Below are 24059 nucleotides of genomic sequence, written 5' to 3'. Positions count from 1 at the left end.
CGGAGGGAAATCATCATGACTATTATCGAAATGCGTGAAAAGAGAGCAAAGCTGTGGAACACGATGGAGGGCTTCCTCGATACCCACAGGAACGACAAGGGCGTGCTGTCTGCGGCGGATGACGCCACCTATTCCGCTATGGAGCAGGACCTGAACGATCTTTCCAACGAGATCCGCCGCATGGAGCGCAGGGATGCGATGGAGGCGGAACTGAACAAGCCCGTGGGCAAGCCGCTTACGCAGACACCGGAAAGTTCCGGTATGAGCGAGGCTAAGAGCGGTCGTGCATCCAACGCATATAAGGAAGATTTTGGCAGACATCTTCGTGGTAAAGCACCGATCCATAATGTGCTTTCCGAAAGTGTTGACGCAGACGGTGGATATCTTGTACCGGAAGAGTTTGAAAACCAGATTATCGTTGGTCTGGATGAGGCAAACGTAATCCGATCTCTTGCAAAGGTCATTACTACCCACCATGACAGGAAAATCCCGATTGCGGTGGGTCATTCTACGGCAACCTGGACAGCGGAAAATGCCGCATTTACCGAGAGCAATCCGACCTTCGGTCAAAAGCAGATCGATGCGTTCAAGCTGACCGACCTCATCCGTGTCAGTGTGGAGCTTTTGCAGGATGCGGCATTCCCGCTTGAGCAGTATATCGCCAATGAGTTTGCCAGAGCATTCGGAATTGCTGAGGAACAGGCATTCTGCGTAGGCACTGGTGTCAATCAGCCTACAGGTATTTTTACTGCGAGCGGCGGTGCTGTAGGTGTTACCTCTGCAAGCGCAACAGCTATTACAGTGGATGAGATCATCAGTCTTGTTTATGCACTGAAATCCCCTTACCGCAGGAACGCTAAGTTTCTTATGAACGATGCTACTGTGTCCCTTCTCAGAAAACTGAAGGATAACAATGGAGCCTATCTGTGGCAGCCTTCCGTGCAGGCGGGTCAGCCAGACAAACTGTTGGGATATGATTTGTATACCAGTCCTTATGTTCCGACTGTGGAAGCAGGAGCATTTGCCATTGCGTTCGGAGATTTTCAGAATTACTGGATCGGAGACCGTGCCGGACGTACCGTACAGAGACTGAATGAGCTTTATGCCACTAACGGTCAGGTTGGCTATGTGGCTACAGAGCGTGTGGACGGCAAAGTTATTCTTACTGAGGGAATTCAGCTCTTGCAAATGAAGTCTGCGGGTTAATGAAGGGAGGTGGCGGTGATGGAAGAACTGCTTTCAAAAGTAAAAGCCAATCTCATTCTGGAGCATTCGGCGGATGATGAACTTCTGAAGAGCTACATCACCGCCGCTGTTTCCTACGCGGAGAACTACCAGCATATCCAGGAGGGCTATTACACGGAGAATGCGATGCCGGCCACCACCGAACAGGCGGTGATCATGCTGGCATCGCATTTCTATGAGTCCAGGGACGGTTCCACGGGCGGATTCTTTGCTGATAACACAAACGCGGCACAGCAGGTCTGGAACACGGTCAATCTTCTGCTTCGGCTCGACCGGGAATGGAAGGTGTGACATGAGCTTCGGCAAGATGAACACCTTCCTTTCAATCGTAGAGAAACAGTTTACACAGGACGAGGACGGCTTCAAAACAGAAACAGATGTGATCGTGGCTGAGGTACGCGCATACCGGGAAGGTCGGCATGGCAGTGAGAAATGGGCGAACATGGCGTCCTTCTCCGCTGCCACCGACCTGTTCCGTTTCCGTGTAATTCCGGATGTGGAAATCACCACGGATATGCGAATCCTCTGCGAAGGGCATACCTTCGAGATCACTTCTGTGGAGGATGTCAAAGGCAGGGGGATGTATCTGGAAGTACTGGTACAGGAGGTGCGTTAGGGGTCCCCGGAAAGCCGCATGGCTTTTTGGGGAGAGGACGAACACCGGAATGAATGAGCTTTCGTGCCTGCACGGAAGCGAACGATATGGAGGTTGTGAGGACGATGGCTAAGGCAACATGGAAAATGCCGGAGGACTTTCTGATGAAGGTATCCCGGCTGGCGGATAAGACGGACGAGATTATCCCGAAAGTGCTGGAGGCAGGCGCAGAGGTCGTGGAGGACAAGGTACGCTCCAACCTGCAGTCTGTCATTGGCAGCGGGACAAAGTATGACTCCAGAAGCACCGGGGAACTTTTACGTTCCCTTGGCACTTCTCCCGCCCTGCAAGGCAGGAACGGCGATTTTGACATAAAGGTTGGCTTTTCAGAGCCTCGTTCGGACGGCGACAGCAACGCCAAGATCGCCACCATCCTGGAATACGGCAAAAGCGGCCAGCCTGCAAAGCCGTTTCTGAAGTCCGCCCGTTCGGCATCCAAAAACGCCTGTATCAGCGCCATGAAGGCAAAGCTGGACGAGGAGGTGGAGAACATTTGAGTTTACTTTCGGAAATCAAGGCGGCAGTTACAAGCTGCGGTTTGCCAGTGGAGACAGGCGTGTTCTCCGATGAACCGCCGGACGAATATGTAGTGGTCACTCCGTTTGCGGATACCTACGAGCTTCATGCAGATAACCTGCCGGAATACGAGATTCAGGAGGCACGGCTCTCCCTGTTCTCCAGGGGCAACTATCTGAAGCGGAAAAGGCAGCTTTCCAAAGCCCTGCTTTCCGCTGATTTTACCATTACGGACAGGCGGTATATCGGGCATGAGGACGATACCGGCTACCACCACTACGCCATTGACGTGGTGAAATTATACGAACTTTAAATATTGAACGGCGTAACGGCGCGGGCGATAAAGTCGAATCAGCGCAAATGCTGGTGCACGAATTGCCCCCGGCGGCTCGCCGGTGAAACGGAGGAATGAGATATGGCTACCATTGGCCTGGATAAACTTTTCTATTCAAAAATCACGGAGGATGAGGACGGCAACGAGACCTACGCCACTCCGGCATCCCTTGCGAAAGCCATGACCGCAGAGCTTTCTGTAGAGCTTGCTGAGGCGACGCTGTATGCGGATGACGGAGCGGCAGAGATTGTAAAGGAATTCAAATCCGGCACCCTTTCCCTGGGTGTGGACGATATCGGTGCAACTGCGGCATCGGATTTGACGGGTGCGGTCATTGATGAAAACGGCGTGGTGATTTCCACCAGTGAGGACGGCGGTGCTCCCGTTGCTGTTGGCTTCAGAGCAAAGAAATCCAACGGCAAGTATCGGTACTTCTGGCTTTACCGAGTGAAGTTCGGAATCCCGGCAACTAACCTCACCACCAAGGGCGACAGCATCACCTTTTCCACTCCCACCATCGAGGGGACGATTCTGCGCAGAAACAAGGTGGACACCCAGGGCAGGCACCCCTGGAAAGCAGAGGTCACCGAAGGTGACAAGGGTGTGTCCACCGACACCATCACGAACTGGTACAAGCAGGTGTATGAGCCGTCGTATGCGGCGCTGTCTGAAGTTGATTAAGGAGGATTGACACATGGAACAGGAACGCTCAGCAAATATTCTGATTGGCGGTGAGGAGTACACTTTACTGCTCACCACCAAAGCCACAAAGGAAATCGCCGGACGGTATGGCGGTCTTGAAAACCTGGGTGAAAAGCTGATGAAATCCGAGAACTTTGAAATGGCGATCGGAGAAATCGTGTGGCTGATCACCCTCCTGGCAAACCAGTCTATCCTTGTGTATAACCTGAAAAACAAGGAGAATCCCAAGGATCTGCTCACCGAGGAAATGGTGGAGCTTCTCACTGCCCCTGCAGATTTGGCGGGCTACAAAACCGCCATCACCGAGGCTCTGTATAAGGGCACCAAGCGTAACATCGAAAGTGAGACCGATACAAAAAACGCACAAGTCGGGTAACAGACGAGGAACTGTTTACCCGGCTTCTTTATTACGGCATCGCTCACCTGCATCTTTCCATGGATGAGGTGTGGCTGATGCCGTTTGGTTTGCTCTTGGATTTGTGGGAGTGCCACAAGCAGTGGAACGGCCAAGCAAAGCCCAAGTGTGAGCACTTTATTGACGATATCATCCCGGATGGGATTTAAGGAGGAGGTGGTCATTTGGCGGATAATTTCGGTCTGAAAATCGGACTTGAGGGTGAAAAGGAATTCAAAAAAGCTCTGTCCGAAATCAACCAGTCCTTTAAGGTTCTGGGATCTGAAATGAAGCTGGTTTCCTCCCAGTTCAACAAAAATGACTCCTCCGTTCAGGCACTCACGGCAAGAAACACCGTTCTGAATAAAGAAATCGAGGCCCAGAAGCAGAAGATCGAAACCCTTCGCGCGGCTCTCGACAACGCATCCGCCTCCTTCGGAGAAAATGACCGCCGCACACAAAACTGGCAGGTTCAGCTGAACAATGCCGAAGCCGCTCTTAACGATATGGAGCGGGAACTTAAACAGAATCAGGACGCCATTGACGCGGCCGGTGATGAGTTCCAGGATGCCGGAAAACAGGCGGACAGTTTCGGCGACGAGGTGGAAGGTGCGGCAGATGATGCCGACAAGTCCTCCGGCAAGCTGGAAAAAGTCGGCTCTGTGATGAAAGGTGTGGCGGTCACCATCGGTGCTGCCGTTGCCGCCGCTGGAGCCGCACTGGTGGGACTAACCAAAAGTTTCCTCGACCTTGCCGAATCCACCCGTGAATACCGGGAGGATCAGGCAAAACTGGATGCCGCCTTTCTCACCGCAGGCTTTACCGCAGAACAGGCTGGAGAAGCCTACACTGGTTTTTACTCCATTTTGGGTGAAGAAGACCGGAGCGTGGAGGCAGTCAACCATCTGGCGAAGCTGTGCTCTACAGAAGAAGAACTGACACAGTGGACAGACATTGCCGCAGGCGTCTGGGCAACCTTTGGTGACAGCTTACCGATTGAAGGTCTTACCGAAGCCGCCAACGAAACGGCTAAAACCGGACAGCTGACGGGCGTCCTGGCAGACGCGCTCAATTGGGCGGGAGTCAATGAGGAGGATTTCCAGGCAGCCCTGGATGGCTGCAGTACTGAACAGGAACGCGCGGCGCTGATTACCGATACCTTAAACGGTCTGTATCAGGAAGCCGCTGAAAACTATAAGGAACTTAACGGCGATGTGATGGACGCCCAGCGGGCGCAGGCTCTGCTTACCGATGCCTATGCCCAGCTTGGTGCTATTGCAGAGCCGATTATGACCACCTTGAAAACTATGGCGGCGGATGTACTTACCGCCATGCTTCCATTTGTTTCTCTTATGGGTGAAGGACTGCAAGGGGTACTCAACGGAACAGCCGGGGCTGCAGAAACCTTTGCGGAGGGTGTTTCCGGTTTGGTGGAGGTTCTGATGGAAAAGCTGTCCACCATTCTTCCTATGCTTGGTGAGGCGCTGCTTGCCAGCCTGCCTGTTCTATTAGAGGTGGGCATCAGCATTATTACGACTCTGCTCACCGGAATCACCGAAGCCCTGCCGGAATTGGCAACCGCAGCCTTGTCCATCATCATGCAGCTGGTAAACAGCCTCATTGAACTGCTCCCGCAAATTCTGCAGGCGGCCGCCCAGGTAGTTGCGACCCTTGCCACCGGAATTGCCACAGCGCTTCCCACTTTGATTCCTACCTTGGTGCAGGTAGTCATTCAAATTGTACAGACACTGATTGAGAACCTGCCTCTGATTCTGGACGCAGCTCTTCAGCTGATTACGGGATTGGCACAGGGAATCTTGCATGCACTGCCCGTGCTGATTGCGGCTCTGCCGGAAATCATCAACGGAATCGTGACCTTTTTGCTGGATTCCATTCCGCAGATCATTGAAACCGGCATACAGCTGCTGACCTCTTTGGTGGCAGCTTTACCAGACATCATTACTGCCATCGTGGAAGCGATTCCCCAGATTATTGACGGGATCATCAACGCAGTTCTGGACGCCATCCCGCTGATTATTCAGGCAGGCATCGACCTGCTGGTATCGCTGATCCAGGGTCTGCCGCAGATTATCTTCACCATTGTTCAGGCGATCCCGCAGATCATCTACGGCATCGTAAATGCTGTTATCGGGAACATCGATAAGATCATCATGGCTGGCGTTCAGCTGTTTGTTTCGCTCATAGAAAATCTTCCCACCATTATCGTGGAGATCGTCAAGGCGGTTCCTCAGATTATCACCGGGATTGTTAAGGCTTTCGGCTCTCTCATGTACAAAATCGTGGAGATCGGCGGCAACATCGTCAAGGGTCTGTGGGACGGTATTACCGGTCTTGCGTCCTGGCTGTGGGATAAGGTGTCCGGCTGGATTTCCGGCATTTGGGACGGTATCTGCAGTTTCTTCGGTATTAACTCGCCATCCAAGGAAATGGCCTGGGTTGGTGAAATGCTGGTGAAGGGTCTTGCGGGTTCCATTGACAATAACGGCGACGAAGCGGTCAAAGCCGCCGAGGGCATGGCAAAAGACATCGACGGTGTGATGACCGACCTCGCCCACGATATGCAGACCGCTCTGCCCACGGACTTTGATGTGAGCGGCAACATTCGTTCTTCCGTTGGCGGCATTACCGGCAATACGGCATCCGGGCTTTCCCTTGTGCTGAACATTACAAACTTCAACAACTACTCTACGGAGGATATCCGGCAGCTGACCAACGAGGTGATGGAAACAGCCAGCCAATTTGCGATGCGGAAAGGAGTGGTATTTGCATGACCTTTTTCACCTATAACGGGATCAGTTCCGCTGATTTCGGTCTGCATATTGAAAGCAAAAATATCTTTTCCGCACCGGAATATGATGTTTCTTTTCAGTCTATTCCCGGCAGAAGCGGTGACTTGATTGTTTCCAATAACCGCTTTGCCAATGTGAAGGTGACCTATACCGTTTTTGTGAGACGGAACACAGTCGAGGATTTGTCCGACCTGCTTCGTGCAGTAAAAGGCTGGCTCTACACGGAGCCAGACCGGTATCACGAAATCACCGATTCCTACGATTCTCTGTATCTGCGGTATGGAGTGATCAGCGGCTCTCTGGATATTGAGGATCAGCTGAACAAAGTCGGCTGCTTTACGGTCACCTTCAATTGCAAGCCGTACCGGTACAAAAAGGACGGACTTCTGGAAACCTCGGTGACAAGCGGCAGCAGTCTGTTTAACCCGGAAGCCTTTTCCGCAAAGCCTCTCATCACTCTGACCGGGAGCGGTGACTTTACGCTTACGCTTCAAAACGGTGGGTATAACCGTTCGTGGCAGTTCAAAGGCATCAAAAGCGGTATAACCTGCGGCAGTGAGCAGATGAATTTCTACTTCGGCACACAGCTTTTGAACGACAAGGTAACGGGCGAAGACTTTCCGCTGCTCCCGCCCGGAGAAACCGTCCTAACGGTATCCGGGGATGCGGAGATTGCCGTTCAGCCAAGGTGGTGCTGCTTATGATTCCTGTTCTGTACCCGGCAAACAGCACCAGCTTCACCACCTTTGGATTGGGTACGCTCACGGATACGATTTCCTGTGAGGTCACAGAGGAACGAAACGGTGTATTTGAATGCATACTCAAATACCCCATTACTGGTCAGCATTACAAGCTGATAGCAAAAGAGCGGCTCATCAAGGCTAAACCCAACGATACAGGAGAACCGCAGGCGTTTCGCATCTATCGAATCACTAAGCCGCTGGACGGTGTGGTTACGGTATATGGTCAGCACATTTCCTACGACCTTGCCAATGTCCCTGTGATGCCGTTCTATGCAGAAAGCCGTTCTCCGTCACTGCTTTTGAATCAGCTTCTCGCCGGGGACAGTCGGTTCACGGGCTGGACGGACTACTCAGAGGCAAAAGAGTTTTCCGTTACAACCCCTAAAAGCGTCCGTGCTTGTCTGGGTGGCACAGAAGGGTCCATGCTCTCTAAATGGCACGGTGAATTTGAATGGGATAACTTTACGGTGAAGTTCCATTCCCATCGCGGTGAAAAGACCGGTGTTGTCATTGAATACGGCAAAAACCTCACCTCGCTGGAACAGGACGAGGATAACAGCGGCGTATATACACAGCTTCTTCCTTACGCCGTATATACACAGGAGGGCTCGGAAACAGAGACGGTTGTCACGCTCCCGGAACAGACTCTGCCCATCGTATCCGAGGAGATGGTGCGAAACAAGACGCTCATTCTTGACCTGACAGACAGGTTTGAGAGCGGCACTGACATCACCGAGGATGCTTTGCGGGCAGCCGCAAACGACTACATCAAGGAAAATCCACTCGGTGCAACTGTTCCCACCGTTAAGGTGGCGTTTGAACCCCTATGGAAACAGCCGGAGTATTCGGCGCTCCTGGAGCGTGTGCGTCTCTGCGACTCTGTCACTATCCGGCACACCGCCCTTGGGGTGAATGTGTCTGCAACCGTGATCGAAACCGTGTATGACTCCCTTGCAGAGCGGTATGTGAGCATTACTCTGGGAAACGAAAAATCCAGTATGATTACCACGCTCTCTGAGGTGCAGTCCTCTGTCGGGAAAGTAGAGTCGGTAGTTGACCGGTTCCCGAAACTCCTGCAGACAGCCATCAGCAATGCCACCTCTCTGATCACCGGCCAGACCGGCGGCTATGTGGTGCTGCACGGGGACGAAACCGGGAGGCCTTATGAACTTCTTGTTTTGGATGCTCCCGCCATACAAGACGCTGTCAATGTCTGGCGGTGGAATGTGAATGGGTTAGGCTTTTCCAGAAATGGCTACAACGGTCCGTATGAAACTGCCATCACCGCCGATGGGCAGATTGTGGCGGACTTTATCACTTCCGGTTCGCTGATTGCAAACATCATCAAGGCGGGGGTCATTCAATCACAGGACGGCTCATCCTATTGGGACTTGGAGACGGGCGAAGTCGTACTGCGAGCCTATGCCACAAACAAGCAGGTCACGGAAGTCAGCGACCGCATTTCAGTGATTGAAGAACAGAAAATGCTCCGGCTGGTGATTAACTCATCCAACGGGAGCATTTTCAAAAACAACAATATCCAAACCACGCTTTATGCCACGGTTTTCTCATGGGACGAAAATATCACAGATACCCTTGACGACAACCAATTCATATGGACAAGGGTGTCTGATGATGCCGAGGCCGACAAGTTGTGGAACAGCGCGCATTTCGGCGGAACAAAGTCTATCGAAATTACATCCGATGATGTCAAAGTTAGAGCAACCTTCTTCTGTGACCTCATCGACACAGCTACAAGAAACAGCCTGCTTGGCTGAATTGAAGGAGGAATTTTCATGAGCAAAGCACAAGGGCAATTTACAATCATCGATTATAATGATGCACTTACCCTAACCGGATATATCGGCTCGAATCTTGCAAAGACACAGATGTATAACCCTGACAACGACAGCTATTCGCCGGACTGGACTTCGAAAAATCTTGTCTTGACTCCGAGCCTCTATGTCATCGGTACAACCACCGACCAGATCACGTCCTCGGCGGTAACCTCTGTAAAATGGTATATCGGCAGTTCCACAACTGCAATCACTTCTTCCGGCAGTTATGCCCTAAGTGGTGCGAAGAGTCATATTTTGACCGTTAAGGGAAATGTAATGGCAGGCCTGCCCGGTATCGATTACCGCTGTGTCGTCACTTATAAGGACGCATCCACGGGCCTGTCAATTACGCATCCGCTGACGATCAGCTTCTCACGCGTGGTAAATGGAAGCGGCATTGTCGACCTGCTCGTCACCACGCCAAGCGGAAATGTGTTCAAGAATTCTGAGGTTGCATCGCTTACGGCAAAGGCGGAACTGTGGCGCGGATCTACGGTTGATACAACTAAAGTATCCTACAAATGGGCGGCTATGGACGCATCCGTCACATCGACCGCCTCCACAGGTTATGATGCTGATTTCGGTATTGGCTGGCGGAAGCTGTCTGATGCCACAGGCAGATATACCGGAACCTCCTCCAATACCATCACAATCTACGCCGCCGCAGTGGACAGTTATGCCGTGTTCAAATGCTGTGCGCAGGATACAGATTCCGCTTCTGCTTCTTACAACACAAAGTTTTTTGATGTTGCAACCTTCATTGACAACTCCGACCCGCTTCAGATTATTGTCACTTCCACAGGCGGTGATGTGTTTAAAAACGGCCAAGGCTCAACAGTGCTGACCGCCGTATGCTATCAGGCCGGCGCAGAGGTAGATGCGGCAGGCGGCGGTACCTATACCTGGACGAAATACAATAAGGATGGCGCTGTCGACACCTCCTGGGGCACAAACGGTTCCAAGAGCGGCAAGACTCTGTCTGTGTCCAGTGCGGATGTGGACACAAAAGCAACCTTTATGGTCGTTGTAACGCTCTGAGGGGGGTGATGAGATGATCGCATCCGCTCAATTTACCATCATCAGCATCTGCGATGTGGTCACCTCGGCATCTCCGCCTGAAAATCCGTATGAAGGCCAGCTTTGGGTGGATACCTCGGTGTCTCCGCCGGAGACAAAAATATGGAACGGAAACGCCTGGGTGGTGCAGAATGACATTGAAACGATCCGCACCACCATTTCCATCCTCACGCAGAAAGATGCGCAGTTTCAGCAAACCATCGAGGGCTTAAACAGCTATGTGGCAAGCCTTACCGAAACAGTAGAAACGGTTTCAAGCGATCAGGGCGTTCTGGAGGAACGTGTGCTGAACTCCGAAAGCAAGCTCTCACAGCTTGAGCATACGGTGGACGGGCTTTCACTCACCATGCAGGAACAGTACATCGGCGGCATCAATTATGTGCAGAATTCCTCAGGCCTAAACGGCATATCGGATGACTGGAGCTATTCAGGAACGGTGCGGACAGACACCTCCACCGACACGCAGAACAACACCATTTCTGATTCCTGCTTTGTGCTTGGAGCATATTCCTCGCTGTCGCAGTATATCCGTGGCGTTGTTCCCGGCGCATATACCGTTTCTGTTCGGGTAAAAAAGACCTCGGCCATGTCCGGCTACTTCTATGTGACCTACAACGGGAACAAAACGAAATATCTCTTCAGCAAGAGCACCTCTTTTGACTGGACGGACTTCACGGCCACGCTCACCGATGTGACCGACCCTACGCTTCGCATCTACTGTTACAGCCGCGACGCATCCGTTTATCTGGCCGACATCATGGTAACCGAAGGGGCGATCCCTCGCAAATGGACGCCTGCTCCCAACGAGATCTATACGCAGGAGGTCAAGATAGACAAGCGGGGCATCGAGGTGTCAAACTCGGCATCTTCACAGCGGACGGTCATCACGAATACGGAATTTGCCGGTTATTACAATGACGAGGTGATCTTTACCCTCAACAAGGATGAAACACAGACCAAGAAAACCACAGTGGACGGCGAGCTGACTGTGGGAAAAACAAAGTTCGTCCCTTTGGCCACTGCGTCAGAGGGATTAAACATCGTAATTCTGGATTAAGGAGGCGGTTTTATGGCGTTAAGCGGCTCATTCAGCAAGTATCCGGTCAGCAAATTCGGGCTTTACTGTGAGTGGAGCGGAAGCCAGAGCATAACAGGCAATTATACCGATGTTACGCTGAAGGTCTATTTACAGTTTTACACACTGTCGGTAGGTTCAAGAAGCGACTGTAAGGTTTCCATCAACGGGACGAGCGAGACCTATACCACACCGGCAATCAATGACATGAGTTCTACAAGCTGGCACAAAGTGCTGTTAAAAACAAAGACCGTCCGTGTCAGCCACAATTCAGACGGTACCAAAACGGGCGTTGCGCTGTCAGCATCATGGAGATTTTCCGGCACGTATTCAGGCGTATCCGTCGGAACGATTACAGCTTCCACTACGGTTAATCTTGATAAAATCGACCGAAGCGCCCCGACGGTTGCCTTCAGCACAAGCGGCGTCACAGCAAGCGGATTTAAGATTTCAGCCACTTCATCGAGCACTGCGGATATATGGCAGTACAGCCTAAACGGTGGCTCCTCCTGGACAACCTTTTCCAATACGGCTTCTACCAGCGCCAGCGTCACAGTATCTTCGCTTTCTCCGAACACAAGCTACACCGTTAAGGTTCGAGCGAGAAAAAAATCAAACCAGGTTTACGGCACATCCGGCAGCGCGACGGTTAAAACCCTTGGCGGAGCCGTAGTAAACAGCGTAAGCACCGTAACAGCAGATAATGCGACAGTGACGGTTTCTATCAATGCTACGGTGTATGAGGCTTCCTACTCGTACACGCTTGCAATTAAAAACGGCAGTTCAACCTATCTGACTATTTCAGGACTTTCCTGGACAAAAGGAACCGCCACCCGCACGGTTACGCTTACGGCGGCACAGCGCACAACGCTTTTGAATGCGATGGCATCCATCAAATCCTTTACGGGAACTTTTGCCGTCACAACTTACAGCGGTTCAACGCAGATCGGCAGTACATCGAGCAAAACGGCAGTGATACAGACAACATCTGCAAATTCTGCGCCGACTCTTTCCGGATTTACCTTCGAGGACAGCTACAGCACCACTGCAAATATTACAGGCAACAACCAGCTCTTTATTCAGGGCTATTCGACTTTAAAGGTAACGCCAGGAACGGCGACGGCAAAAAACGGAGCTTCCATCTCTAACTATACTGCATCCTGCAATGGATTGTCAGCGTCCAGCAGTTCCGGTGCGGCAATCACGGTCGGTAAGATTGAAAAGTCCGGCAGCGTGTCTGTTACGCTTACTGTTACAGATTCCCGCGGGTACACTTCAAGCGTTACAAAGAATGTCACGGTGATAGCATATGCAAAGCCTAAAATCTCATCGGTTACTTTGCGGCGCACGAACGAGATTGAAGCGGAAATGCAGCTTAAGTTCAACGGCTCCATCTCAGCTGTTACCGTTGACGGAACACAGAAAAACAGTGTGCAGTATGTCCGGTATCGGTATAAGAAAACCAGTGCTGCGTCATACGGCAGCTATACCAGCATCCTGTCGTCAACGACCAGGAGCGGCACTTCCTTCAGTTTCTCCAATCTGGAACTGTGCAGCCTGGATGCAGGATATTCCTACGATTTTCATCTGCAGATACAGGACAGGCTGTACTCGCAGAGTTCTTTGGATTTGTATTTCGTCATACCGCAGGGGACGCCGCTTGTAGCCCTGCGAAAGAAGAAGGTGGGCATTAACAAACCAACGCCAAGCCAAACGCTGGATGTGGGAGGAAACATTTCCGCAGACGGGCTGATCCTGATGAGCGGCTACAATATTATGGGGCTGGTGCAGGCGTCCATTCCTGATGATACTGATTTAAACACGATTACCACACCGGGAATTTATTTCAGGCGAAATACGGCGGATACATCACTGCACTATCCAAGCACCTCTTGGGGAATGCTCGAGGTGTTTTCATGCTCTTCAAACCTGGTCATACAGCGTTACACCCACCGTGATAATCCATACACGACGTATATTCGCTCAAAGGTAAACGCAAACTGGCAGGCCTGGGTGAAAAAATCTTAACGCTTCGGAATCAAGGTGCTCACTGTGAGCGCCTTTTTTCATACACAAAATCATTTATGAAGGAGGACAAAACTATGAGATCTATCTGGACCGGCATTCAGATTGCCTTTTCTGCCATTGGCGGCTTTATCGGCTGGCTTTTGGGCGGATTTGACGGCTTTCTGTATGCTCTGATCGCCTTTGCGGTGATCGACTACATCACCGGCGTGATGTGCGCCATTTCCGACAAAAAGCTCTCAAGCGAAGTGGGCTTCAAAGGCATCTGCCGCAAGGTGCTCATCTTTGTGCTTGTAGGCATCGGCAACCTGGTGGACGTGTATGTGCTTGGTGAAGCGGGAGTCCTGCGCACTGCAGTGATTTTCTTCTATCTTTCCAACGAGGGCATATCCCTTTTGGAAAACTCCGCACATCTGGGTCTGCCTATTCCACAAAAGCTGAAATCCGTACTGGAACAGCTTCACAACCGCAATGTAAAGGAGGAAAAATAACTATGGGATACGCAAACAGTTCCATGGTAACTTACACAAAACTCAGTCCGAACCACTCCGGTCAGAGGACGCACAGCATCGACCGCATTACGCCGCACTGCGTGGTGGGACAATGCTCGGTGGAGACGCTGGGAAACATCTTTCTGCCGGCGTCCAAGCAGGCAAGCTGCAATTACGGCATCGGCGTGGACGGCCGTGTCGGAATGTATGTGGAGGAGAAAAACCGTTCCTGGTGTTCTTCCTCAAACTCCAACGACCAGAGAGCAGTCACAATTGAATGTGCATCTGACACCAAATCGCCGTATGCGTTTAAAGATGTGGTTTATCAGACGCTCATCAAGCTGTGCGTGGACATCTGTAAACGCAACGGCAAGAAAAAGCTCCTGTGGCTTGGCGATAAGGACAAGACGCTGAGTTATGCACCGAAGTCCGATGAAATGGTGCTGACGGTTCACAGGTGGTTTGCCAACAAATCCTGCCCCGGCGACTGGCTGTATGCAAGGCTTGGCGATCTTGCGGAGAAAGTCACGGCGCAGCTTGGCGGTTCTTCTTCCGGTACGGGCACGACAACAAGCCCAATGTACCGGGTACGGAAAAGCTGGTCTGACAGCAAATCGCAGAAAGGCGCATACAAGATCCTCTCCAACGCCAAGAAGTGCGCCGATGCCAATCCGGGATATAGCGTGTTTGATGTAAATGGTGTAAACATCTACACATCGAAAACAACGGCTACAGAGGTTCCGTCCCTCGTAAAGGTCAGTATCACTGACCTCAATATCCGTAAAGGACCAGGGACGGACTATGCCAAGACCGGGAAGTTTACCGGCAAGGGCGTGTTCACCATCGTTGAGATGAAGTCCGGCAAAGGCTCCACGGCGGGCTGGGGACGCCTTAAATCCGGTGCAGGATGGATTTCGCTTGATTACTGTAAGAAGATCTGACAACAAATGTTTTTTTCTCTGAGCCTGTGGGCATTCCTGTTTCTGGAATGTTCACAGGCTCTTTTTTGTTATGAGGTTAAAAGCCGGCGCATATTTATTGACTGTGACTTAGGAGGTCTCAGTCATGGATAAATATCAGAAAGAGCAAATCAGGAGCCTTCGAAAAGAAGGTATGAGCTATGCGGAAATCGCAAGGCAGGTCAACGTATCCAGGGATGCAGTCATATCCTTTTGCCGCAGGAATGGTCTGCAGGAAGTAAAGAAACCGATATCAGTCGTGAAAACAAATGCTACAGATGTCTGCCGCGAGTGCGGAAAGTCTCTGATTCAAGTTGACGGAATGAAACGGCGCGTGTTCTGCTCAAAAGAGTGCCGCGTCAAGTGGTGGAAAGAACATCCCGAACGGTTGAATCATAAGGCTGTGTACCAGTATACCTGTCCACATTGCGGCAAGCCGTTCTCTGCCTACGGCAATTCCAAGCGTAAATACTGCTCCCATGCCTGTTATATCTCCGATCGTTTCGGAGGTGGAGCGGATGAGTGAAGAGGAATTCCATGCGGAGAAAATGTATCTTCTGTGCCTTGGAACGGCAAAGACGATGCTTGAAAAGGGCGTTGTTTCTGAGGAAGAGTTCACGAAAATTGATACAATGCTGCTCGAAAAATACAAGCCAACTTTGTCTACATTATTGTCGGGAAAACCCTTGATATAACTGGCTTTTAGAGTGATATATAGTGTCAGAAAGGAGTTGGTTTTGTGCCGAAAATCACGAGAATCGAGCCGGGAATCAAGGCGCTCCCGGCAAAGAAAAAAGTTGCAGCATACGCAAGAGTTTCCAAAGATACCGAGCGACTGATGCACTCCGTTTCCGCACAGGTAAGCTATTACAGCGATCTCATCCAGAAGAATCCCGAATGGGAATACGCAGGCGTGTATGCTGACTCCGGCATAACCGGAACCCTCGTTGCGGGGCGCAGTGAGTTCGTCCGTCTGCTGGAAGACTGCGAGGCGGGAAAAATCGATATCATCCTTTGCAAGTCGATTTCCAGATTTGCAAGGAACACAGTCGATCTGCTGAATACGATCAGACACTTAAAAGATATCGGTGTGGAGGTTCGGTTCGAGAAAGAGCAAATCAATTCGATGAGCGGGGATGGAGAACTGATGCTTTCCATCCTCGCTTCTTTTGCTCAGGAAGAGAGCCGCAGCATTTCCGAAAATGTGAAATGGGGCATCCGCAAGCGGTTCAAGAACGGTGAAATCGGTGCGGCAAACAAACACATCCTTGGTTACCAGTATGACGATGAACAGAAAAAGTACATCATCATTCCAGAAGAAGCCGAGGCGGTCAGATGGGTGTTTCAGATGTACATTGACGGCGTTACCCTGCGAGACATAGCGGACAGGATGAACAAGGCGGGCATTCGCACCACGCTGGGTAACGATTTTCAGGAAGCCTCGGTGCGGCAGCTGATTTTCAACGAGGTCTATGCCGGAGACATCCGCAGGCAGAAGTGCTACATCGAAGATCCTATCACCAAAAAGAAAGTACCGAATCGCGGAGAACTGCCGCAATATTACATAACCGACAGCCATGAGGCAATCATTGACCGCAACACCTACGCAAAGGTCAAGGCAGAGATGGAGCGGCGTTCATCGCTGGTGAATCCGACATACTGCTTTACGGGAAAGTTCAAATGTGCCGTGTGCGGAGCAAACTTCACGAGGAAGAAGAGCAATGTCAGGGGAAAGGAGTATGTAGACTGGATATGTCGCAGCAAGAAAGAGCCTGGGGTCACCTGTAAAAGCCACAATTATCCTGAACACAAGCTGATGGAGATCTGTGCGGAACTGATGGAGACGGACGGATTTGACGAGGCGGCTTTTACAGAATCGGTGAAGAGCATCACCTCGCTTGCAGATGGCAGTATCGAGATACAGCTCTACGGTGGAAAGATCAGAAGGTGGCAGATGCCGCCCAAGCCAATCAAACCGAAGAAAACAAAGCCGGAGAGCAAACGACCCAAGCACCTGTTTGACGGGAAAATCTTCTGCGGCAAGTGCGGCAGAAGGTTTGGCAGAGCCATGAGCGATACAACGTACGGCGTCCACCTTTACTGGTACTGCCGAGCAAAGAGCAATCACGGAATTACCTGCGACAGCGTCAACTATCCCGACACGGAGATTAGGGACATCTTCTGCAGGGTCATGGGCAAGAAAACCTTTGACGAGGACTTCTTTACAAAGACGGTTGACCGCATGGTGGTTCAAGCCTTCGGCAGCATCGATTTTCATCTGAAGGACGGAACGATCAAAACCTTTGAGACGCTCAAGCTGCGAAGCAACAGGCACGAGACAACATCCACGGATGAGTTCACAGGGATGATTCAGTGCGCTTGCTGCGGAAACCTGTATCACAGATATTGCAGATATGGAAAGTACGTTTACTGGCGCTGCTCCGGCAAGCACAAGGTAAGGACGGAATGCAATGGGCAGGACATGGCGGATTTTAATATCCGTAAGGTTTCAGCCTACATTCTCGGCATGGACGATTTTGACGGGAAAGCATTCACGGAGCAGATCGACCACATCACAGCATTGGAAGACGGAAGTCTGGAATACATTTTTAAAGACGGGAGGGCAAAAAAGTGGCAAAGAACGTAATCACAATACCTGCTACCATTAGCAAGTTCACAGCATTTCCCCTCGGCAGCAGGGAAAAGCGGAAGGTGGCCGCCTATGCCCGCGTTTCAACGGACAGGGATGAACAGCTGACGAGCTACGAGGCACAGGTGGACTACTACACGAATTACATAAAAGGGCGCGAGGATTGGGAGTTTGTTGCCGTGTATGCTGACGAAGGCATAACCGGCTGCAATACCACACACAGAGACGGTTTCAATTCTATGGTTGAGGATGCTCTTGCGGGAAGAATCGATCTAATCATCACGAAGAGCGTGAGCCGATTCGCAAGGAACACGGTTGACAGCCTCACGACCATCCGAAAACTGAAGGAGAGCGGGACAGAGTGCTATTTTGAGAAGGAGAACATCTGGACATTTGACGGCAAGGGTGAACTTCTTCTGACCATCATGTCCTCACTGGCGCAGGAGGAAAGCCGCAGTATTTCCGAGAACTGCACATGGGGACAGAGAAAACGGTTTGCTGACGGAAAGGTCACCGTGCCATTCAAACGGTTTCTCGGCTACGACCGTGGCGAGGATGGAAACCTCGTGGTAAACGAGGAACAGGCGGTGATCGTCCGTAGAATTTACGGACTTTTCCTGCAGGGGAAAACGCCGTATGCGATAGCGAGGCAGCTCACCGAGGAGGGTATTCCGACACCGGGCGGTAAAAAGAACTGGGGCAAGAAAACGGTCGAGAGTATTCTTACCAACGAAAAGTACAAAGGCGATGCCCTTCTCCAGAAGGTTTACACCACGGACTTCCTGACAAAGAAAAAGAAAAAGAACGAGGGCGAGGTACCGCAGTACTATGTGGAAGGAAATCATGAAGCCATCATCCCACCCACACAGTTCGACAGGGTACAGAAGGAGATGCAGAGACGATGCGGTGATACGGACCGGCATGGCTGTGTGAGCATTTTCTCCAGTAAAATCCGGTGCGGTGACTGCGGTGGCTTTTACGGCTCTAAGGTGTGGCACTCCAACGACAAGTATAGAAAAGTCATATGGCGGTGCAACCACAAGTACGATGACGGTAAGCGATGCTCCACGCCGCATTTGGACGAGGACACCATCAAGGCATTGTACCTCAAGGCCCTGCGGATTCTCGGAGAGGAGCGGGACGAGATCATAGCCACCTTTGAATCCATCAAGGACGAGATGTATGACACCACAGATATGGAAAAGGAACATGCTGCATTGCAGGAGGAGATCATGGTGGTGACGGAAATGGTCGAGCAGTGCATCAGTAAGAACGCCCGTGTCGCACAGAATCAGAAGGATTACCAAAAGAAGTACGACGCGCTTTCCGAACGCTATGACAGGACAAGGGAACGGCTGGATAAGGTCAGTGGCAGGATTATGGAGCGGCAGGCAAAGCGCGAGATGATCGAGGCGTTCCTCCGTGACCTGACCGAGATGGACGAAGATGTGCTGGAATTCACGGATGACCTATGGTTCAATTTGCTTGACCATGTGACAGTTTTCTCAAAGAAGGATGTGATGTTCACCTTCAAGAACGGAACGGAAATCCGTGTGAAATAGCAGTAACGAAACACGGCCGGACACCCTGCGGATTGTGGGATGTCCGGCTTTCTCTATGCAAAATTAAAATGTACGACAACAGCGGAGAGAGGCAAAATTATAAAGTGTGGCAAAATCAAAAGGTATAGGTGCAAAATTAAAAGGTTCAAGGCAAAATTAAAAAGTGCAGGGGCAAAATGCAATTGTATCGCTTTGGGATACTACTTAGATGACGGTATTTCCGGCACCAATACAAAAAAGCGTGAGGAATTCAACAAGATGATTGAGGCTTGTGAAGCCGGAAACATCGACATGATTATTACCAAGTCCATCAGCCGCTTTGCACGAAACACGCTGGATTGTCTGAAATACATCCGAAAGCTGAAGGATTTGAATATTCCTGTTTTCTTTGAAAAGGAATCTATCAACACCTTGGACGCCAAGGGTGAAGTGCTTCTCACAATTATGGCTTCACTGGCTCAGCAGGAATCCCAATCTTTAAGCCAGAATGTAAAGCTCGGTCTTCAGTTCCGCTACCAAAATGGTCAGGTGCAAATAAATCACAATCGTTTTCTGGGATACACAAAGGATGCAGACGGACATCTTATCATCGACCCGGAACAGGCGGAAGTGGTCAAACGCATATACCGAGAATACCTGGAAGGCTTGAGCATGGACAAGATTGCCGCCGGATTGGAACGTGACGGTATTCTCACCGGAGCCGGAAAAACAAGGTGGCACACCAGCACCATCAATAAGATTTTGAGAAACGAAAAATATATCGGAGACGCTCTTCTGCAAAAGACCTACACCACCGATTTTTTGAGTAAAACCCGAGTAAAGAACAACGGCATTGTTCCGCAGTACTATGTGGAAGGCGACCATGAAGCCATTATTCCTCGGGACATTTATATGCGTGTACAGGAGGAGCTTGTCCGCAGACGCATTGTGAAAACCAGTGCAAATGGCAAAAAGCGAAGCTACAGCTGTAACCACTGCTTTTCACAGATTGTAGTTTGCGGCGAGTGCGGAGAGCTGTTCCGGCGAATTCACTGGAACAATCGTGGATGCAAATCCATTGTATGGCGCTGTATCAGCAGACTGGAACCCACCGGGCAGGAATGTCACGCCAAAACCGTCAACGAGACTATTTTGAAAAATGTGGTGCTGGCTGCCATCAACAAACTGCTGGGAGATAAGCCGGGATACCAGGAACAGCTTCAGCAGAATATAGCGGCGGCAATCCGTTCCGCCTCTACAGGGAAGGATGACATCGATGAAAAACTGATGACTCTTCAGCAGGAACTGATTCAAAAGGCAAACGACAAGGAAAGATACGATGCGGTTGCCGATGAAATATTACGACTCCGGGAACTGAAACAGCAAAATGCCATGGACACTGCCTCCCGTGACGAGCAGATCCGCCGTATCAACGAACTACAGGATTTCATCTGTACTCAGCCCACGTATCTGACCGAGTTTGACGAACATTTGGTAAAACGCTTACTGAAACAAATTATCGTATATGAAAATTATTTAAAAATAGAACTAAAATCCGGACTCAGTATTGAGATTGAAGGATAATACTTATAAACGCACAAGTCCCCTTTAATTAGTATGATTGAGAGTGGTTGTGCGTTTATTTGATTATTTATGATTTTTTATCGGTTTTATTACTTGGTGCAAAATTTACAACTACAACTGATAATTTGAGGCTGACGGCAATGCCTTTATCGTGATGATAAATTTTATTTCCATATTCGGTTGATTGAACTAACTATTTAATATTTTTCTTAAAAGAATCTTTGAAATGGTTTGATTAAAAGTTTTCCTTTTAGGAAGTAACTCTGTGAAATTGGTTATGAAATGAAAGCAGTTTATTCTCGATTTCTCAGCGAATTTTTGTAATTCCTATAGTAATCTTTATTGTTTTTTTATCTTGAATAATGGGAAAACAAACTAGTATGCCGTAAAATCTAAAACTTTATTTTCTAAAATTATGTGGTATAATAGAATTATTCCAACAAAGGATGTGAAAAACCACATGAGCAAAGAAATCAGGTTAAGTGAAGAGGAACAGATTTACCTCAAGAACTTTGTTAAAAATGGAGATCACAAATCAAAAGAAATCATACGAGCGCGTGTTCTGTTGATGCTGGATAGGACAGGAAAGAGCGACCATGTACGATATAACCGTACCGCAGAGTACGCAGGTATCTCCGTACAGGCTGTGTATAATATGCGCGATGAATACCTGAGCAACCAGGATATCTCTGCATATTTAACACGAAAAAAACGGACGATACCCCCTGTAAAAGCAAAAGTCGATGGAGAGGTTGAGGCAAAAATCGTCGCGCTCGCCTGCAGCAAGGCACCGGAGGGACACTCCAGATGGACACTTAGGCTGTTGGCGGAAAAAGCTGTGGAACTCAATATCATTGATAGCATTTCCCATGTCAGAGTCCAGCAGATTTTAAAAAAACGAAATATAAACCTCACTTAAAGCAAATGTGGTGTATTCCGCCAAAACAAAATGCTGAGTTTGTGGCACACATGGAAGATGTGTTAGAGGTGTATTCACGTCCTTATGATGAGAAACGCCCTGTTATTTGCATGGATGAAAAGCCTTTTCAGTTGTTAGATGAATATTTGGAGCCAATTCCCATGGGAAAAAATAACCACAGCGAAAAGTATGACTGTGAATATGTGAGAAAAGGGTCTTGCTCCATCTTCATGTTCACGAAACCGCTGGGTGGATGGCGTGAAGCCCATGCCCTTTCCCATAGAACCGCTCTTGACTGGGCCGCTCAAATAAAGTGGTTGGCAGATGAAGCATATGCCGATGCGGAAAAAATTGTATTGGTAATGGATAATCTCAACACGCACACAACCGCATCCCTATACAAGGCATTTCAACCCGAAGAAGCGTTTCGTCTTTCACAAAGACTTGAGATTCACTATACCCCGAAGCATGGTTCATGGTTGGACATTGCAGAAATTGAGCTATCCGCACTCACAGTTCAATGCCTGCTGGGTGTTAGAATCCCTACACTTGATAATCTGAACCGTATTCTTTCTGCTTGGTCTAATAACCGAAATACAGCTCAAAATGGAGTTTCATGGCATTTCACCACAGATACCGCACGAATTAAACTTGCTCACTTATATCCAGAAATAAAGTTTTAGAATTAACAGACTACTAGTGTGTATATAACAAAGAAACTATTTAATAAATAGAAATATGTGATATAATTACAATATATAATTATATTTTTTGAAAATAAATAGTATTGTTTGTTTTAAAATATAATTACTAATCTATTTAAATAATAATAGTGGGTGGTATATATTGCTCAAAATATCAGTTATGGATGATGAACCGACTTTTGTTGATATTTTAGTTAATGAAATATATAAATATTGTAGTTTATTAGAGATTGATGTTATGATTGATAAATTTTTTAATGCATATGATCTTATCGAGAACTTTAGCAAATATCATCTTATTTTTCTTGATATAAATATGCCATTAGTAGATGGGATTACAGTAGCAAAAATAATTAATGATTCAAAAATAAATGTAAAATGGTGAAAGAAGCTTTTTTAAAAAGGAGTATTTGTTATAATGGGTACTGATATAATAAATCTAATCATTGAGTTATTTATTAATTTTTGGCTCAATCCCAAATTATGTGTAAACACGATACAGCAGTGTAAAAATAGAAATTAAAAGTATATTTTGAAACAGGCGGCAGCAGCCTTTGGCGTTGCCGCCTTAGTTACATCTTAACGCCGGCGTGTCGTATGTCAAGGACGGCGAAGCCGTTCATTTTATCCTTGACATACGAGACCGGCGGTGTTATTCGGGGATACGATTCTCAAAAAACACAGCTAGCTGGGCGTGTATAATACTCCAGTCCTGCCGCCTTCCGGTCCACTTTTTCGTGATGTCTATCATCGCAAGATACAGCATTTTAAACAGGCTGTCATCCGTCGGAAATACTGATTTCGACTTTGTTACTTTACGGAGCTGGCGGTTAAATCCTTCAATTACATTTGTTGTATAAATCAGCTTTCGGACTGTCTGAGGGTATTTGAAATAGGTGCTCAGATTAGCCCAGTTAGCTCTCCATGACTGAGATATTTTAGGATATTTTTTATCCCAATGCCGGGCAAAAATATCCAAAGCCTCCAGGGCAGCATCCTCGTCAACAGCAGCATAGACAGCCTTCAAATCTGCCATAAGAGGCTTTAAGTCCTTGTATGACACATATTTGCTGGAATTTCTAAGCTGATGAATTATGCAGTTTTGGATTTCTGTTTTTGGGAATACGGCGTTGATTGCGGCGTCAAATCCTGTAAGATTATCGGTACAGGCAATTAAAATATCTTCAACACCTCTATTTTTTAGACTGTTTAACACAGTTGCCCAGAATTTTGCGCTTTCATTTTCTCCTACCCACATTCCAAGCACATCCTTATGTCCGTCCATATCGATTCCTATGGCGATATATACCGCTTTCTTTACTATCTGTCCTTCACTGCGCACATGATAATGAATAGCGTCGAGAAACACTACGGCATATATGCTTTCAAGCGGTCTTTGCTGCCACTCTTTGGCTATAGGCAGGATTTTATCCGTAATTCTGCTGACTGTGCTGTCTGATACAGATATACCATATATGTCCTGAATATGAGTTCCAATGTCTGATGTGGTCATTCCTTTTGCGTACATTGACAGTATTTTTTCCTCAATATCCTGACTGATGCTGGTCTGATTCTTTTTCAGTACCTGCGGTTCAAACTCTCCCTTTCGGTCACGAGGAATTGATACCTCGACATCTCCGAAGCTGGTTCTCAGAGTCTTGCTGCTGTGTCTGTTTCGGCTGTTGTCTGTGTCTTTGTTTTTGTAGTCGTATTTGCTGTAACCCAGCTCTTCGTCCAGTTCTGCCTCAAGTCCGTTTTCCATAAACTCCGCTATGGTTTCCTTGAACAGATTTTGAA

The 24059-nt window shown here is 49.0% G+C and carries 24 protein-coding genes; 23 read left to right on the top strand and 1 reads right to left on the bottom strand.

The window, feature by feature from the left end; genetic code table 11:
- Window positions 1-12 precede the first annotated feature (12 nt).
- From B5F08_RS12385 to B5F08_RS12280, 23 genes are all read left to right on the top strand, one after another.
- A complete protein-coding gene (locus tag B5F08_RS12385; RefSeq protein ID WP_442856081.1) occupies window positions 13-1206 on the top strand; it encodes a phage major capsid protein in 1194 nt (397 codons plus the stop codon).
- 18 nt (window positions 1207-1224) lie between these two features.
- Complete coding sequence (locus tag B5F08_RS12380; RefSeq protein ID WP_087380048.1) at window positions 1225-1536, top strand: head-tail connector protein; 312 nt, start codon at window positions 1225-1227, stop codon at window positions 1534-1536.
- A 1-nt stretch (window position 1537) separates the two neighbouring features.
- On the top strand, window positions 1538-1861 hold the full coding sequence (locus tag B5F08_RS12375; RefSeq protein ID WP_087380045.1) for a phage head closure protein: 324 nt from the start codon (window positions 1538-1540) through the stop codon (window positions 1859-1861).
- Window positions 1862-1965: 104 nt separating this feature from the next.
- Window positions 1966-2397 carry an HK97-gp10 family putative phage morphogenesis protein gene (locus B5F08_RS12370; RefSeq protein ID WP_087380042.1) on the top strand — a complete coding sequence of 144 codons (432 nt, stop codon included), beginning with the start codon at window positions 1966-1968 and terminating at the stop codon, window positions 2395-2397.
- Window positions 2394-2729 (top strand): hypothetical protein, encoded by a 336-nt coding sequence (locus B5F08_RS12365; protein WP_087380039.1) that lies wholly within the window; start codon window positions 2394-2396, stop codon window positions 2727-2729. The genes B5F08_RS12370 and B5F08_RS12365 overlap by 4 nt, the downstream gene beginning before the upstream one ends.
- Window positions 2730-2831: 102 nt before the next feature.
- Window positions 2832-3431, top strand: coding sequence for a major tail protein (locus tag B5F08_RS12360; RefSeq protein ID WP_087380036.1), 600 nt, complete (start codon window positions 2832-2834; stop codon window positions 3429-3431).
- A 13-nt stretch (window positions 3432-3444) separates the two neighbouring features.
- On the top strand, window positions 3445-3828 hold the full coding sequence (locus B5F08_RS12355; RefSeq protein ID WP_087380033.1) for a hypothetical protein: 384 nt from the start codon (window positions 3445-3447) through the stop codon (window positions 3826-3828).
- A 203-nt stretch (window positions 3829-4031) separates the two neighbouring features.
- Window positions 4032-6638, top strand: coding sequence for a hypothetical protein (locus B5F08_RS12350; RefSeq protein ID WP_087380030.1), 2607 nt, complete (start codon window positions 4032-4034; stop codon window positions 6636-6638).
- Window positions 6635-7360 carry a distal tail protein Dit gene (locus B5F08_RS12345; RefSeq protein WP_087380027.1) on the top strand — a complete coding sequence of 242 codons (726 nt, stop codon included), beginning with the start codon at window positions 6635-6637 and terminating at the stop codon, window positions 7358-7360. Before B5F08_RS12350 ends, B5F08_RS12345 begins: the two co-directional genes overlap by 4 nt.
- Before the next feature lie 47 nt (window positions 7361-7407).
- Window positions 7408-9177, top strand: a complete 1770-nt coding sequence (locus B5F08_RS12340) for a phage tail spike protein (protein ID WP_158096308.1) — start codon at window positions 7408-7410, stop codon at window positions 9175-9177.
- A gap of 168 nt (window positions 9178-9345) precedes the next feature.
- Window positions 9346-10275, top strand: a complete 930-nt coding sequence (locus B5F08_RS12335) for a hypothetical protein (protein WP_242968468.1) — start codon at window positions 9346-9348, stop codon at window positions 10273-10275.
- 13 nt (window positions 10276-10288) lie between these two features.
- The gene (locus B5F08_RS12330; protein ID WP_087380019.1) at window positions 10289-11371 is read left to right on the top strand and encodes a hypothetical protein; all 1083 of its coding nucleotides are present in this window, start codon (window positions 10289-10291) and stop codon (window positions 11369-11371) included.
- Window positions 11372-11383: 12 nt separating this feature from the next.
- Window positions 11384-13417, top strand: coding sequence for a DUF859 family phage minor structural protein (locus B5F08_RS12325; protein WP_087380016.1), 2034 nt, complete (start codon window positions 11384-11386; stop codon window positions 13415-13417).
- Between the two features lie 74 nt (window positions 13418-13491).
- Complete coding sequence (locus tag B5F08_RS12320; protein ID WP_087380013.1) at window positions 13492-13905, top strand: phage holin family protein; 414 nt, start codon at window positions 13492-13494, stop codon at window positions 13903-13905.
- Window positions 13906-13907: 2 nt separating this feature from the next.
- Window positions 13908-14846, top strand: a complete 939-nt coding sequence (locus B5F08_RS12315) for an N-acetylmuramoyl-L-alanine amidase (protein WP_087380009.1) — start codon at window positions 13908-13910, stop codon at window positions 14844-14846.
- A 124-nt stretch (window positions 14847-14970) separates the two neighbouring features.
- Entirely contained in the window at window positions 14971-15390 is a 420-nt protein-coding gene (locus tag B5F08_RS12310) for a GcrA family cell cycle regulator (protein ID WP_087380006.1), read from the top strand.
- A complete protein-coding gene (locus tag B5F08_RS13430) occupies window positions 15383-15559 on the top strand; it encodes an SHOCT domain-containing protein (protein ID WP_204245204.1) in 177 nt (58 codons plus the stop codon). The genes B5F08_RS12310 and B5F08_RS13430 overlap by 8 nt, the downstream gene beginning before the upstream one ends.
- A gap of 44 nt (window positions 15560-15603) precedes the next feature.
- Window positions 15604-17511: a recombinase family protein gene (locus B5F08_RS12305; protein ID WP_087380003.1), complete on the top strand. Its 1908-nt coding sequence runs from the start codon at window positions 15604-15606 to the stop codon at window positions 17509-17511.
- Window positions 17496-19076 (top strand): recombinase family protein, encoded by a 1581-nt coding sequence (locus tag B5F08_RS12300; RefSeq protein ID WP_087380000.1) that lies wholly within the window; start codon window positions 17496-17498, stop codon window positions 19074-19076. The genes B5F08_RS12305 and B5F08_RS12300 overlap by 16 nt, the downstream gene beginning before the upstream one ends.
- A gap of 39 nt (window positions 19077-19115) precedes the next feature.
- Window positions 19116-20639 (top strand): recombinase family protein, encoded by a 1524-nt coding sequence (locus B5F08_RS12295; protein WP_087379998.1) that lies wholly within the window; start codon window positions 19116-19118, stop codon window positions 20637-20639.
- A 460-nt stretch (window positions 20640-21099) separates the two neighbouring features.
- Window positions 21100-21558 (top strand): helix-turn-helix domain-containing protein, encoded by a 459-nt coding sequence (locus B5F08_RS12290; RefSeq protein WP_158096307.1) that lies wholly within the window; start codon window positions 21100-21102, stop codon window positions 21556-21558.
- Between the two features lie 5 nt (window positions 21559-21563).
- Complete coding sequence (locus B5F08_RS12285; RefSeq protein WP_143256424.1) at window positions 21564-22241, top strand: IS630 family transposase; 678 nt, start codon at window positions 21564-21566, stop codon at window positions 22239-22241.
- 163 nt (window positions 22242-22404) lie between these two features.
- Window positions 22405-22647, top strand: a complete 243-nt coding sequence (locus B5F08_RS12280) for a response regulator (protein WP_087379988.1) — start codon at window positions 22405-22407, stop codon at window positions 22645-22647.
- Between the two features lie 267 nt (window positions 22648-22914).
- Here B5F08_RS12280 and B5F08_RS12275 read toward each other — a convergent pair.
- On the bottom strand, window positions 22915-24059 hold a 1145-nt coding region (locus B5F08_RS12275), incomplete at its 5' end, for an IS256 family transposase (RefSeq protein ID WP_143256422.1).

Source organism: Anaeromassilibacillus sp. An172 (assembly GCF_002160515.1).
GTDB lineage: Bacteria > Bacillota > Clostridia > Oscillospirales > Acutalibacteraceae > Limousia > Limousia pullorum.
Note: the sequence above shows the minus strand (reverse complement) of the source record. Positions and strands in the feature narration are given on the sequence as shown.

Excerpts from the sequence above, each read along its gene's own strand:
- B5F08_RS12380 (WP_087380048.1), top strand. The coding sequence starts at position 1,225 with ATGGAAGAACTGCTTTCAAAAGTAAAAGCCAATCTCATTCTGGAGCAT.
- B5F08_RS12375 (WP_087380045.1), top strand. The coding sequence starts at position 1,538 with ATGAGCTTCGGCAAGATGAACACCTTCCTTTCAATCGTAGAGAAACAG.
- B5F08_RS12370 (WP_087380042.1), top strand. The coding sequence starts at position 1,966 with ATGGCTAAGGCAACATGGAAAATGCCGGAGGACTTTCTGATGAAGGTA.
- B5F08_RS12360 (WP_087380036.1), top strand. The coding sequence starts at position 2,832 with ATGGCTACCATTGGCCTGGATAAACTTTTCTATTCAAAAATCACGGAG.
- B5F08_RS12355 (WP_087380033.1), top strand. The coding sequence starts at position 3,445 with ATGGAACAGGAACGCTCAGCAAATATTCTGATTGGCGGTGAGGAGTAC.
- B5F08_RS12345 (WP_087380027.1), top strand. The coding sequence starts at position 6,635 with ATGACCTTTTTCACCTATAACGGGATCAGTTCCGCTGATTTCGGTCTG.
- B5F08_RS12330 (WP_087380019.1), top strand. The coding sequence starts at position 10,289 with ATGATCGCATCCGCTCAATTTACCATCATCAGCATCTGCGATGTGGTC.
- B5F08_RS12325 (WP_087380016.1), top strand. The coding sequence starts at position 11,384 with ATGGCGTTAAGCGGCTCATTCAGCAAGTATCCGGTCAGCAAATTCGGG.
- B5F08_RS12320 (WP_087380013.1), top strand. The coding sequence starts at position 13,492 with ATGAGATCTATCTGGACCGGCATTCAGATTGCCTTTTCTGCCATTGGC.
- B5F08_RS12315 (WP_087380009.1), top strand. The coding sequence starts at position 13,908 with ATGGGATACGCAAACAGTTCCATGGTAACTTACACAAAACTCAGTCCG.
- B5F08_RS12310 (WP_087380006.1), top strand. The coding sequence starts at position 14,971 with ATGGATAAATATCAGAAAGAGCAAATCAGGAGCCTTCGAAAAGAAGGT.
- B5F08_RS13430 (WP_204245204.1), top strand. The coding sequence starts at position 15,383 with ATGAGTGAAGAGGAATTCCATGCGGAGAAAATGTATCTTCTGTGCCTT.
- B5F08_RS12295 (WP_087379998.1), top strand. The coding sequence starts at position 19,116 with ATGTCCGGCTTTCTCTATGCAAAATTAAAATGTACGACAACAGCGGAG.
- B5F08_RS12290 (WP_158096307.1), top strand. The coding sequence starts at position 21,100 with ATGAGCAAAGAAATCAGGTTAAGTGAAGAGGAACAGATTTACCTCAAG.
- B5F08_RS12285 (WP_143256424.1), top strand. The coding sequence starts at position 21,564 with ATGTGGTGTATTCCGCCAAAACAAAATGCTGAGTTTGTGGCACACATG.